At 61.2% G+C, this 12,547-nt stretch carries 10 protein-coding genes; all 10 read right to left on the bottom strand.

Annotation, left to right across the window (positions count from 1 at the left end; translation table 11 throughout):
- Positions 1-20: 20 nt before the first annotated feature.
- Positions 21-1,301, bottom strand: a complete 1,281-nt coding sequence (locus tag J3P85_RS22935) for a sigma-54-dependent transcriptional regulator (protein WP_231139257.1) — start codon at positions 1,299-1,301, stop codon at positions 21-23.
- Positions 1,302-1,345: 44 nt separating this feature from the next.
- Positions 1,346-3,247, bottom strand: coding sequence for a sensor histidine kinase (locus tag J3P85_RS22930; protein ID WP_434703614.1), 1,902 nt, complete (start codon positions 3,245-3,247; stop codon positions 1,346-1,348).
- A gap of 216 nt (positions 3,248-3,463) precedes the next feature.
- Positions 3,464-4,198, bottom strand: a complete 735-nt coding sequence (locus J3P85_RS22925) for an amino acid ABC transporter ATP-binding protein (protein WP_018614195.1) — start codon at positions 4,196-4,198, stop codon at positions 3,464-3,466.
- On the bottom strand, positions 4,195-4,866 hold the full coding sequence (locus tag J3P85_RS22920) for an amino acid ABC transporter permease (RefSeq protein ID WP_014339892.1): 672 nt from the start codon (positions 4,864-4,866) through the stop codon (positions 4,195-4,197). The genes J3P85_RS22925 and J3P85_RS22920 overlap by 4 nt, the downstream gene beginning before the upstream one ends.
- Entirely contained in the window at positions 4,866-5,612 is a 747-nt protein-coding gene (locus J3P85_RS22915; RefSeq protein ID WP_053124568.1) for an amino acid ABC transporter permease, read from the bottom strand. The genes J3P85_RS22920 and J3P85_RS22915 overlap by 1 nt, the downstream gene beginning before the upstream one ends.
- A 190-nt stretch (positions 5,613-5,802) precedes the next feature.
- Complete coding sequence (locus tag J3P85_RS22910; RefSeq protein WP_434703613.1) at positions 5,803-6,717, bottom strand: glutamate/aspartate ABC transporter substrate-binding protein; 915 nt, start codon at positions 6,715-6,717, stop codon at positions 5,803-5,805.
- Between the two features lie 446 nt (positions 6,718-7,163).
- The gene (glpD, locus tag J3P85_RS22905) at positions 7,164-8,702 is read right to left on the bottom strand and encodes a glycerol-3-phosphate dehydrogenase (RefSeq protein WP_186706332.1); all 1,539 of its coding nucleotides are present in this window, start codon (positions 8,700-8,702) and stop codon (positions 7,164-7,166) included.
- 321 nt (positions 8,703-9,023) lie between these two features.
- A complete protein-coding gene (locus tag J3P85_RS22900) occupies positions 9,024-9,779 on the bottom strand; it encodes a DeoR/GlpR family transcriptional regulator (protein WP_186706331.1) in 756 nt (251 codons plus the stop codon).
- 85 nt (positions 9,780-9,864) lie between these two features.
- On the bottom strand, positions 9,865-11,370 hold the full coding sequence (glpK, locus tag J3P85_RS22895; RefSeq protein WP_434703610.1) for a glycerol kinase GlpK: 1,506 nt from the start codon (positions 11,368-11,370) through the stop codon (positions 9,865-9,867).
- A 73-nt stretch (positions 11,371-11,443) separates the two neighbouring features.
- The gene (locus J3P85_RS22890; protein WP_434703609.1) at positions 11,444-12,295 is read right to left on the bottom strand and encodes an MIP/aquaporin family protein; all 852 of its coding nucleotides are present in this window, start codon (positions 12,293-12,295) and stop codon (positions 11,444-11,446) included.
- Between the last annotated feature and the right edge of the window lie 252 nt (positions 12,296-12,547).

Genomic DNA, 12,547 nt, shown 5'->3' with positions numbered 1-12,547 from the left:
CCACAGGTTCACGTCCCAGGTCAGTGGCTCAGGCCATATTTTTTGACTTTGTCGAACAGCGTGGTCTTGGCCATGCCCAGTTCCTGGCTGGCCTGGGTCAGGTTGCCACCGCTGCGTTGCAGGGCGTCCACCAGCAGGTTGCGTTCGAAGGCTTCCACCGCTTCGGCGAAGGCCAGGCCCTGGCTGCCACCGCTGGCGCCGGAGCGCTTGAACGCCGGCAGGCCCAGGGCGTAGCGCTCGGCGACGTTGCGCAGCTCGCGCACGTTGCCCGGCCAGTCATGGCTCATCAGGTTCGACAGGGTCTGGTTGTCCAGCTCCGGCACCGTGCGGTCGAAGCGCAGGGACGACTGCTGGAGGAAATGCTCGAACAGTTGCAGGATGTCTTCGCGCCGCTCGCGCAGGGGCGGCAGCTCCAGGGTCACCACGTTGAGGCGGTAATACAGGTCGCTGCGGAACTGCCCGGAGCGGCCCATTTCGTCCAGGTCGGACTTGGTGGCGGCGATCACCCGGCAATCCACGGCCACGCTCTGGTTCGAACCCAGGCGTTCGAGGGTGCGCTCCTGCAACACGCGCAGCAACTTGATCTGCAAGGGCAGGGGCATGCTCTCCACTTCATCGAGGAACAGCGTGCCGCCATCGGCGTGCTCGATCTTGCCGATCCGGCGCTTGCCGGCACCGGTGAAGGCATTGGCCTCGTGGCCGAAAATCTCGCTTTCGAACAGGTTTTCCGGCAAGCCGCCGCAATTCAGCGCGACGAACTGCTTGTCGTGGCGCCGACTGAAATCATGCAGGCAGCGGGCGACCAATTCCTTGCCGGTGCCGGTTTCGCCTTCGATCAGCACGTTGGCCGAGGTGTCAGCGACGTTGGCGATCAGCGCGCGCAGGTGCTGCATGGCCGGCGAGCGACCAATGATCCGGCCTTCCAGGGAGTCGCGTTCGGCCAGTTGCCGCCGCAGCGATGACACTTCCCGGGCCAGGCTGCGCTGCTCCAGGGCGCGGCGGGCAACGTCCACCAAGCGTTCAGGAGAGAAGGGCTTCTCCATGAAGTCATAGGCGCCTTTTTGCATGGCGCCCACGGCCATGGAAATGTCGCCATGGCCGGTGATCAGCACCACCGGCAGGCTGCGGTCCCGCGCCTTGAGGCGGGTCAGCAGTTCCAGGCCGTCGATGCCCGGCAGGCGAATGTCGCTGATGACGATGCCGGCAAAGTTATCGTCGACCCGCTCCAGCGCCTCTTCGGCGCTGCCCACGCCGATGCAGGGAATGTCTTCCAGGCTCAAGGCCTGCTGGCAGCCCAGCAGGACGTGGGGGTCGTCTTCGACGATCAGTACGCTCAGGTCGTGGTTCATAGCGGCTCGGCAGGTGAAGGGTTCACCAACGGTAGGTTGAGGACAAACGTGGTGCCACGCTCGAGCGGGTACTCGACGCCCAGGTGCCCCCCCGCGGCGGCGGCCAGGCTCGCCGAGAGCGTCAGGCCCAGGCCCAGGCCTTGTTCGCCAGGCTTGGTGGTGAAGAACGGTTCGAACAAATGCTTGCGGGCTTCAGGATCGATGCCGTGGCCATTGTCGCGCACCCGCAAGCGATATTTACCGTCGGCGGCCTGGCCTTCGAGCCACAGTTTCGGCTCGGGTTGTGTCTGCATGGCGTCCAGGGCATTGCCTATCAGGTTCACCAGGATCTGTTCCAGGCGGGTCTGGTCGATTTGCAATTGGACGTCATCGAAACCGCTGTGGATCTGGATGTCCAGGTTTTCCAGGCGTCCGCCCAGCAGTTGCAAGGCGGCTTCGACGGCCTTGCCCAGGCTCGCTCGGCCCTGGTCATCGCCGCGCCGGGCAAAGGCCCGCAGGCTGGCGGTGATCCGGCCCATGCGGTCGATCAATTCGTTGATGGTCTTGAGGTTGGTGCTGGCGATGTCCAGTTGGCCGCGCTCCAGGAAGCGTACGGTGTTGCCGGACAAGGTGCGCAGCGCCGCCAGCGGTTGGTTGAGTTCATGGGCAATACTGGTGGACATCTGGCCGATGGCCGCCAGTTTTCCGGCCTGGACCAGTTCGTCCTGGGCCCGGCGCAAGGTCTCTTCGGCCTGGCGTCGCTCGCGGATCTGGCCCTTGAGTCGTTCGTTGCTGGCACGCAGGTCGGTGGTGCGTTCGGTAATCCGACGCTCGAGCTGGTTGTTGGCTTCCTGTAAGGCTTCCCGGGCCGCGAGGCGGGTGGCGATGACCTTGCGTCGTTCGTTCCAGGCGATCAGCAGGAACGCCACCAGGGCGAAGGCCACGGCCACCAGGATGCCTTGGTTGATCGCCTGGCGACGCAGGTCTTCAAGGGGCGTCAGCAGGGTGAAATTCCACGGGGTATCGCTCAAGGGCCGGGTTTGCGACAAGTAGCTGATGGCGCGCTCGTCGGACACCAGTTCGGTGTTGGCCGGGAAGGTCAGCTTCTCCATGCCTTCGGCCAGGCGTTCCCGGGCCAGGGGCACCAGCTCGTTCAAAGGGAACCAATAATATTGCAGGCTGCGGGCCAGGCGTTCCTTGGTCTCGTCGCTCAGGGGCCGCACCGACTTGAGCCGTCGCGCCGGGTCGCTGGACAGGATGATGATGCCGTTTTCATCACTGACGAACGCCTCCAGCCGCGCCCGCTGCCAGCGCTCCTCCATGGCTTCGAGGCGCACCTTGACCACGGCGACGCCGATGATCTTGCCCTGTTGCTCCAGGCCATGGGCGAGGTAGTAGCCGGGCTCGCCATTGGTGCTGCCGATGCCATAGAACCGTCCCGGCTGGCCGCGCACGGCGTTCTGGAAGTAGGCGCGGAAGGACAGGTCTTCGCCCAGGTAACTGTCGACATCACGCCAGTTGCTGGTGGCCATCACCCGGCCGGTGGTGTCCATCACGTAGATGGCTCGGCTGCGACTGCGGCGGTTCAGGCCTTCGAGGTATTCGTTGACGGTCTTGCGATGTTCGGGCGTCGGGTCGTCGAGCAGTTGCGAGACGCTCGACTCAAGCTCCAGCAGGCTGGGCAGGTAGGTGTACTTGCTGATCTCGCTCTCGACCGCACGGGCGTGCAGTTCCAACTGGCGCTCGCCATTCTCGGCGAGGCCGCGTACGCCGTAGTGCTCACTGATCCAGAAGCCGAGGTAACCCAGGCCGATCATCAACGCAATGACCAGCGGCGGCAGGAACAGATGGCGGATCAGGCGGGGTTTCACGGCGAGTGATGGCGGCGCGGCGCGATAAAGGGTGGGGTCGCATTTCATCACAGAAGCCTTGGGTCAACCAGTGTGGCGGCGGTCGTCCTTCGAACGCGGTCCTGTGGCGAGGGAGCTTGCTCCCGCTCGGCTGCGAAGCAGTCGCAAAACGGTTCATGCGGTATGCCAGATACATTGCATTTGCCGGTTTTGGGGCCGCTGCGCGACCCAGCGGGAGCAAGCTCCCTCGCCACAAGGATCAGCGCGCCTAAAGAAGGCGACGCTTTAGTGCTGCAGGATTTTCTCAAGGAAATGCTGCGCACGTTCGGAGCGGGCGCTGATGTCGCCGAAGAACTCTTCTTTCGGGCAGTCTTCGATGATCTGGCCCTGGTCCATGAAGATCACCCGGTTCGCCACTTTGCGGGCGAAGCCCATTTCGTGGGTCACGCACATCATGGTCATGCCTTCGTGGGCCAGTTGCACCATCACGTCGAGCACTTCGTTGACCATTTCCGGGTCAAGGGCCGAGGTCGGTTCGTCGAACAGCATCACCACCGGGTCCATCGCCAGCGCACGGGCAATCGCCACGCGCTGCTGCTGGCCGCCGGAGAGCTGGCCCGGGTGCTTGTGGGCGTGGGCCGAGAGACCCACGCGCTCGAGCAATTGCAGGCCTTTCTTGGTGGCTTCTTCCTTGCTGCGGCCCAGCACCTTGATCTGCGCGATGGTCAGGTTCTCGGTGATGGTCAGGTGCGGGAACAGTTCGAAATGCTGGAACACCATGCCCACGCGCGAACGCAGTTTCGGCAGGTTGGTCTTCGGGTCGGCGATGGACGTGCCATCGACCACGATGTCACCCTTCTGGAACGGCTCCAGGGCGTTCACGCACTTGATCAGCGTGGACTTGCCCGAACCCGACGGCCCGCACACCACCACAACCTCACCCTTGCTGACCTCGGTGCTGCAATTGGTCAGTACCTGGAAGTCCCCATACCACTTGTTGATGTTCTTGATAGAGATCATACGGCGAACCTTTTTTGCAGACGCTTGACCAGCAGCGAGGCGGCAAAGCTGATTGTGAAGTACACGAGACCTGCGATGATCAGGAACTCATTGGAGCGGCCGATGATGTCGCCATTGGCCCGCGAAGCATTGAGGAAGTCCACCAGGCCGACCGTGTAGACCAGCGAGGTGTCCTGAAACAGGATGATGCTCTGTTGCAGCAGCAGCGGGGTCATCTTGCGAAACGCCTGGGGCAGGATGATCAGGCGCATGACCTGGCCATAGTTCATGCCCAGTGCCTGTGCCGCGCCCATCTGGCCCTTGGGGATCGACTGCACGCCGGCCCGCACGATTTCGCAGAAGTACGCCGCCTCGAACATCATGAACGCCACGACGCAGGAACCGAACGCACCGATCGGCGTGTCTTCGCCGGTGATCCAGCGCAGCACGAACGGCACCGCCAGGTAGAACCAAGTGATGACCAGCAGCAGCGGGATCGAGCGGAAATAGTTGACGTAGGCGCCAGCGATATTGGAGACCAGCTTGTTGTGGGACAGGCGCATCAGCGCCAGGATCGTCCCCAGGATGATCCCGCCGACGACGCCCAGGGCCATCAGCTTGAGGGTCATCACCATGCCGTTCCACAAGCCGGGAATGGCCGGGATGATGCCAGTGAAGTCGAATTCCATTATTTACCCCCCACGGAGATCAGGCCGGGCACCGCGACTTTCTTCTCGACCATGCGCATGAGCAGCATCAGGCTCATGTTCAGGGTGAAGTAGATCAGCGTCGCCAGGGTAAAGGCTTCGAACAGGTTGGCCGAGAACTCGGCGGTCTGCTTGGTCTGCGCGAGCAGTTCCATCAAGCCGATCAGCGAGGCCACGGAGGAGTTCTTGAAGACGTTGAGGAATTCCGAGGTAAGCGGCGGAATGATGATCCGGTAGGCCTGGGGCAGCAGCACGTTCCAGTAGATTTGCGGCAGCTTGAAGCCCATGGCGCGAGCGGCGGATTCCTGGCCGCGCGGCAGCGCCTGGATGCCGGTGCGCACCTGTTCGCAGACCCGCGCGGCGGTGAACAGGCCCAGGCACACGACGACGCTCAGGTAGGCCGAGGTGGTCGGGTTCAGGTCCTGCTTGTACCACTCCTGCATATCGGCGGGCAGCAGGTCCGGCACCAGGAAGTACCAGATGAACAGCTGAACCAGCAGCGGCACGTTACGGAAAAGCTCTACGTAGCACGTGGCGATACCCGACACCAGCCGGTTCGGCACGGTACGCATCACACCCAGGATCGAACCCAGCAACAGGGCGATGATCCATGCGACGACGGCGATGGCGATGGTCCAGCCCAGGCCGGCCACGTACCAGTCGAGATAAATCTCGCTGCCCACGCCGGTGGACTTGAAGAACACGCCCCAGTCCCAGTTGTAATTCATTAGGGTCTCCCCTCAGATCGTTCGATATACAAATGCCCGCCTGGGGAAGCTCCGTTCCCGCCCGGCTTGAAGGCCAGGCACACGCGATCGGCTCGACAGCCACCGGTTCGAGTGTTTCCAGATTTGCCAGCAGGGAGTGACCATCCCCTGAAGGAGCGGGGCCCCTTCAGGAGATAAGGTTAGTCAGAAATCAGGATTTCTTTTCGTCAGCCGCTTTGTCGGTCGGGTTGGCGAGCAATTTCTTGAGTTCTTCGCTCATTGGGAAGTTGAGGTTCAGGCCTTTAGGTGGGATAGGTTGCATGAACCATTTTTCGTAAATCTTGTTGATCTCGCCCGAAGCGTAGGTGGCCTTGATGGCGTCATCGACAGCCTTTTTGAACGGCTCGTCGCCCTTGCGCATCATGCAGCCGTAGATTTCGTACGACTGTGGGGTGCCGGTGACGGCCCAGTCGTCAGCCTTCTTGGCCTTGGCGGCCTCGCCAGCCAGCAGGGCGTCGTCCATCATGAACGCGACGGCACGACCCGATTCCAGCATCTGGAAGGATTCGCCGTGGTCCTTGGCGGAGATGACGTTCATGCCCATCTGCTTGTCGGCGTTCATGGCCTTGAGCAGGCGCTCGGACGTGGTGCCGGCGGTGGTCACGACGTTCTTGCCCTTGAGGTCGTCGAAATCCTTGTACTTGGAGTCTTTCTTGGACAGCAGCTTGGTGCCGATCTCGAAGATGCCAACGGAGAAGGCGACTTGTTGCTGGCGCTCGACGTTGTTGGTGGTGGAGCCGCACTCCAGGTCCACGGTGCCGTTCTGCACCAGCGGGATACGAGTTTGCGAGGTGACCAGGTTGTACTTGACCTGCAGGTTCGGTACGTCGAGCTCTTTCTTCAGGGCTTCGACAACTTTCAGCTGGATGTCATGGGAGTAGCCGACCGGCTTGCCGGAAGCGTCTGCGATGTAGGAGAACGGAATGGAAGCGTCGCGATGCCCAAGCGTAATGACGCCGGACTCTTTGATCTTTTTCAGTGTGCCGGTCAGTTCGGCTGCGAAAACCGGCGTGCTGATCAGAGCGGCAGCAATGGCTGCGCCCAGGAGATGGGGAACGATACGCATCGATGTTTCCTCGACATTGTTTTTTTTATTTCGGCCGGTTCGTCGGCCCTGAGTACTTCGAAATGCCTGGCAGCTCCTGGTGTGTTGGCGTACAGGCATTCGTCTCGAGGAGAGTAGAGCATGAGTCGTGCCAGGCCAGGGCGGTCTGTTTAACTTGTTGTTTTATCTGGTGATTAATGTTTTGTTTCAGGTTTCGTGCGGGCTTCTTTATCCGGTTAGCCGAACTGACTGGCGGGTCTTGTTCGGAAAACCGAATACCCTGAGATCGCTTTTGATCCTTGTGGGAGCGAGCTTGCTCGCGATAACGGTGTGTCAGTCGCATAGAGGTTGAATGTGCTGGCCTCATCGCGAGCGAGCTCGCTCCCACAGGGTTCTGTGGTGGGCTCCAGATAGCGAAAAGCCCCTGAATCGTGGGACTCAGGGGCTTTTGGTTTGGTGGGATGCGGTTACGCCGCTTCGATCTTGCGGCGATTGTGCTCGACCTTATCCAGGTACTGCTGCAGCTTCTGTTGCTCGGCGGGGGTGGTGAACAAACCCAGCTTGCTGCGGCGCCAGAGGATATCCTGGGCATCGACGGCCCACTCGTCGCTGCACAGATAATCGATTTCGCGGGTGTAGAGGCCGGCACCGATGTGCTCGCCCAGATCGCCGAGGTCGTGCACGCCTTCGAGCATGCGCCAGGTACGGCTGCCATAGGTGGTGGCCCAGCGTCGGGCGATGTCGGTTGGCAGCCAGTCGAACTTGTCCCGCAGCGCCGAGCACAGCGCTTGCGGGGTGGTCATGTTTTCGCCGCCGGGGAGGGCTTCCACGGCGGTCCAGCTCCCGCGCATCTGTGTGAAGTAGGGGGCCAGTTGCGCCATGGCTGATTCGGCCAGTTTGCGATAGGTGGTCAGCTTGCCGCCGAACACCGACAGCAATGGGGCCTCTTGACCGCCGCCGGACAGCGCCAGGGTGTAGTCCCGTGTCACGGCCGATGGGTTGTCGGATTCGTCATTGCACAGCGGACGTACACCGGAGTAGCTGTGCAGGATATCGTCGCGGCTGATTTGCTTCTTGAAGTGAGCATTGACCACTTTCAACAGGTAATCGGTTTCGCCTTCGGTAATCGCCACTTTGGCCGGATCGCCGGTGTATTCGCGATCCGTCGTACCGATCAGGGTGAACTGGTTCAGGTACGGAATGGTGAACACGATGCGCTGATCTTCGTTTTGCAGAATGTGCGCATGCTCGCCTTCGTAGAGTTTCGGCACGATCAGGTGGCTGCCCTGGATCAGGCGGATGCCATAGGGCGATTCCAGCTTCAGGTCATCGCGAATGAACTTGGCCACCCACGGGCCCGCAGCGTTGACCAGCGCCTTGGCGTGGATCGAAAACAGGCTGCCGTCGGCACGTTCCAGGTGCAAGTGCCACAGACCTTTGCTGCGACGGGCATTCACGCAACGGGTGCGGGTGTGGACATGCGCGCCTTTCTCCCGGGCGGCCATGGCATTGAGCACCACCAGCCGCGCGTCGTCGACCCAACAGTCGGAGTATTCGAAGCCTTTGGTGATCTCGCTTTTCAACGCGCTGTCGGCTCCGAACTTCAGGCTTCTGGAGCCGGCGAGCTGCTCGCGTTTGCCCAGGTGATCGTAGAGGAACAGGCCGGCGCGAATCATCCAGGCCGGGCGCAGGTGCGGGCGGTGGGGCAGCACGAAGCGCATTTGCTTGACGATGTGCGGGGCCTTGGTCAGCAGCACTTCACGCTCGGCCAAGGCTTCGCGTACGAGGCGGAATTCATAATGTTCAAGATAGCGCAGGCCGCCGTGGATCAGCTTGCTGCTCGCCGACGAGGTATGGCTGGCCAGGTCGTCCTTTTCGCAAAGGAACACCGAGAGACCGCGACCGGCAGCGTCCGTGGCAATCCCCACGCCATTGATACCGCCACCAATGACGGCGACGTCATAGATCTCGGCGAGAGGGGGCGTAGGCAAGGTAGAAGTGGGCATCGGCTGGCCTCGGGTTCTTTTTCACAATATTTGAATTCGAACATAAATGTTCATTTGCGAAAATACTAGCCCATAAGCACTGCCACGACCAGTCGAATTCGATTGAAATTACTGATCGAATGCGGCTGAAAGGAAAATTTACGAACAAAAAGAGAATTGTGGAATGCTTCTGTGGCGAGGGAGCTTGCTCCCGCTGGATGGCGAAGCCATCCCAAGCAGGCTGGCGTTTTTCTTCAGGCTAACCGCACCAGGCCGATTTTACGACGGCTACGCCGCCGAGCGGGAGCAAGCTCCCTCGCCACAGGGGCGGCGGGGATGAAGTCAAACCACCTCCAGCCGAATCTTGTGCTGGGTCAATAGTTGCGCCAGGGCCGGCACCGGCTGCTGGTCGGTCACCAGGCAGTCGATCAGGCTGATAGGCCCCAGGCGGACCATGGCGTTGCGCCCGAATTTGCTGGAGTCCGCCGCCAACAGCACTTGCCGTGCGTTGGCGATGATGGCTTGGGAAACCCGCACTTCCTGATAGTCGAAGTCCAGCAGGCTGCCGTCTTCATCGATCCCGCTGATGCCCACCAGGGCGAAGTCGACCTTGAACTGATTGATGAAGTCGACGCTGGCCTGGCCCACCACGCCGCCGTCACGCCGTACGTTACCGCCAGCGACCAGGACTTCGAAATCGTCCTTGGCACTGAGGATCGAAGCCACGTGCAGGTTGTTGGTGATGACCTTCAGGTGGTTGTGATTGAGCAGCGCCCGGGCGATGGATTCGGTGGTGGTGCCGATGTTGATGAACAGCGAGGCGTGATCGGGGATCTGGGCGGCGATGGCTTCGGCGATGCGTTGCTTCTCGTCGCGCATCTGGTCCGCGCGCATGGCGTAGGCGGTGTTTTCCACGCTCGAATCGTAGGCGGCGCCGCCGTGGTAGCGGCGCAGCAGGTTCACTTCCGCCAGTTGATTGATGTCGCGGCGGATGGTTTGCGGGGTGACGACAAATAGCTGCGCCATTTCCTCGATGCTGACATAGCCGCGCTCGCGGACCAGTTCGAGGATTTGTTGCTGGCGGGGAGGCAGATTCATGGGGCTTCCTTTGGGCTGCCGTACAAAATTTGCCCATGATGCCGCAGGAATCCACTCCCGACCAGTTTCGGAATCATGTCGGCCTTTATTCAGCGTCTTCGTGGGGCTCCCAATCGCGGGTGCGGCTGACCGCTTTCTGCCAGCCGGCATAGAGTTTCTCTTTCGCCGGCTCGTCCAGTTGCGGTTCGAATTCGCGCTCGATCACCGCTTTGCCCCGCAGTTCTTCCAGGCTGCCCCAGAAGCCGCACGCCAGGCCGGCCAGGTAGGCGGCGCCCAAGGCCGTGGTTTCACGCATCTTCGGCCGCTCGACTCGGGTGCCGAGGATGTCGGCCTGGAACTGCATGAGGAAATTGTTTGCCACCGCGCCACCGTCGACGCGCAGGGCCCGGAGGCGTTCGCCTGAATCCTGCTGCATGGCGTCGAGTACGTCGCGGGTCTGGTAGGCAATCGACTCCAGCGCTGCGCGAATAATGTGATCGACCCGTACGCCGCGGGTCAGGCCGAACAGCGCGCCACGGGCATAGGGGTCCCAATACGGCGCACCGAGGCCGGTGAAGGCGGGCACCAGGTACACACCGTTGCTGTCCTTGACCTTGTTGGCGAAGTATTCGGTGTCCAAGGCGTCGTTGATGATCTTCAGTTCATCGCGCAGCCATTGGACCGTGGAGCCGCCATTGAATACCGCGCCTTCCAGGGCGTAGGCCACTTCGCCACGGGGGCCGCAGGCGATGGTGGTGAGCATGCCGTGATTGGATTTCACGGCCTTCTTGCCCGTGTTCATCAGCAGGAAGCAGCCGGTGCCGTAGGTATTTTTCGCCTGGCCCGGCTCCACGCACATCTGCCCGAACAGGGCGGCTTGCTGATCGCCAGCGATGCCGCCGATGGCGATGCCGCTCTTGGTGCGTCCGTAGATTTCCGAGGACGACTTCACTTCAGGGAGCATTTCGCGAGGGATGTCGAGGATCTCGAGCATCTTCGTGTCCCACTCCAGCGAGTGGATATTGAAGAGCATCGTGCGCGAGGCGTTGGTGTAGTCGGTGACGTGGACCTTGCCGCCGGTGAATTTCCAGATCAGCCAGCTGTCGACGGTGCCGAACAGCAGCTCACCGTTGCGCGCGCGCTCGCGGCTGCCTTCGACGTTGTCCAGGATCCACTTGAGCTTGGTGCCGGAGAAGTACGGGTCGGTGACCAGGCCGGTGGTCTGGCTGATGTATTGCTCGTGGCCGTCGCGCTTGAGCTGTTGGCAGATCTCGGTACTGCGCCGGCACTGCCAGACGATGGCGTTGTAGATGGGGCGGCCGGTGGTTTTGTCCCAGACCACGGTGGTTTCGCGCTGGTTGGTGATGCCGATGGCCGCCACCTGGTCATGGTGCAGGCCGGCCTGGGCCAGGGCCTCGACCATGACCGCGCTCTGGGTGGCGAAGATTTCCATCGGGTCGTGTTCGACCCAGCCGGCTTGTGGGTAATGCTGGGCGAATTCGCGCTGGGCGGTGCAGACCACGTTGGCGTCACGGTCGAAGATGATCGCCCGTGAGCTGGTCGTACCCTGGTCGAGGGCAATGATGTAGTTCTTGTTCTGGATATCGGTCATGTCGATTGCCTTGGGACGTAAAAGGAAGAAGCCACGGCGCAGGTTCGATGGGCAAGAGCCTGCGTCGACTGTTTCAGGATGTTCTGGGCTTGCCGTCAATGGCCGGTGTTGCATCCTTTGTAGCAGTTATGGCGCTGGGCAGGTGGCGGGCAATCAACCCGCGATAAGCCGCGGCACCGAGGCACGCACCGACGATCGGCGCAAAAACCGGAACCAGGAAGTACGGGATATCGCGTCCACCCGTGAGGGAAATTTCACCCCAGCCTGCGAAGAAAGTCATCAGTTTAGGACCGAAGTCCCGCGCCGGGTTCATCGCAAAGCCCGTCAGCGGTCCCATGGAGCTGCCAATCACGGCAATCAGCAGGCCGATCAGCAACGGCGCCAGTGGGCCACGGGGCAAGCCGTTGTTGTCATCGGTCAGGGACATGATGACCCCCATCAGAATGGCGGTGATGATCGCTTCCACGAGAAAGGCTTGGCCAGTGGACAATGCCGCGTGCGGGTAGGTGGAGAACACCGAGGCCAGTTCGAGGCTCGCTTCGGTGCCGCGAACCATGTGCCGGGATTGTTCGAAATCGAAGAATAGATTGCTGTACAGCGTGTAGACCAGAAGGGCGCCGCAGAAAGCGCCGGTCACTTGGGCAATGATGTAGAAGGGCAGTTTGCGTTTTTCAAAGTCGGTGAACAGGCACAGGGCGATGCTGACGGCGGGGTTGAGATGGGCGCCGGAAATGCCCGCGCTCAGATAGATTGCCATGCTGACACCGACGCCCCAAATGAGGCTGATTTCCCACAAGCCGAAACTCGCACCCGCGACCTTGAGCGCCGCGACGCAACCGGTACCGAAAAAGATCAGCAGGCCCGTTCCCAGGAATTCGGCCAGGCATTGGCTGGACAGGGGCGGCTGTTGTAAAGCAGTTGTCATTCAAACCTCGGTTTTTTGTTGTTTTGCAGCGCGTTCGATACAGCACGATTGCGCGATTTCCACCGAGGCAGGATCCCCATCCTGATCTCGGGTTGCAGCTTGAGACATGCAATATGACTTTCAGTTTCGAAAAAATATAGACAAGAAACGCTGGTGTCAAAGGTCGAAAGTGAACCGTCGGTCATATTTCAACTATTCGCGCTGTGAATGACTCGCCTGTTGGCGCGGCGTCGCCAGTCGTTGCAGTGCAGT

This window comes from Pseudomonas sp. Z1-12, from assembly GCF_051132015.1.
GTDB classification, from domain to species: Bacteria; Pseudomonadota; Gammaproteobacteria; order Pseudomonadales; family Pseudomonadaceae; genus Aquipseudomonas; species Aquipseudomonas zanjanensis.
Note: the sequence above shows the minus strand (reverse complement) of the source record. Positions and strands in the feature narration are given on the sequence as shown.

Coding starts and splice junctions, on each gene's coding strand:
- J3P85_RS22930 (WP_434703614.1), bottom strand. CDS start 3,247: ATGAAATGCGACCCCACCCTTTATCGCGCCGCGCCGCCATCACTCGCC.
- J3P85_RS22925 (WP_018614195.1), bottom strand. CDS start 4,198: ATGATCTCTATCAAGAACATCAACAAGTGGTATGGGGACTTCCAGGTA.
- J3P85_RS22920 (WP_014339892.1), bottom strand. CDS start 4,866: ATGGAATTCGACTTCACTGGCATCATCCCGGCCATTCCCGGCTTGTGG.
- J3P85_RS22915 (WP_053124568.1), bottom strand. CDS start 5,612: ATGAATTACAACTGGGACTGGGGCGTGTTCTTCAAGTCCACCGGCGTG.
- J3P85_RS22910 (WP_434703613.1), bottom strand. CDS start 6,717: ATGCGTATCGTTCCCCATCTCCTGGGCGCAGCCATTGCTGCCGCTCTG.
- glpD (WP_186706332.1), bottom strand. CDS start 8,702: ATGCCCACTTCTACCTTGCCTACGCCCCCTCTCGCCGAGATCTATGAC.
- J3P85_RS22900 (WP_186706331.1), bottom strand. CDS start 9,779: ATGAATCTGCCTCCCCGCCAGCAACAAATCCTCGAACTGGTCCGCGAG.
- glpK (WP_434703610.1), bottom strand. CDS start 11,370: ATGACCGATATCCAGAACAAGAACTACATCATTGCCCTCGACCAGGGT.
- J3P85_RS22890 (WP_434703609.1), bottom strand. CDS start 12,295: ATGACAACTGCTTTACAACAGCCGCCCCTGTCCAGCCAATGCCTGGCC.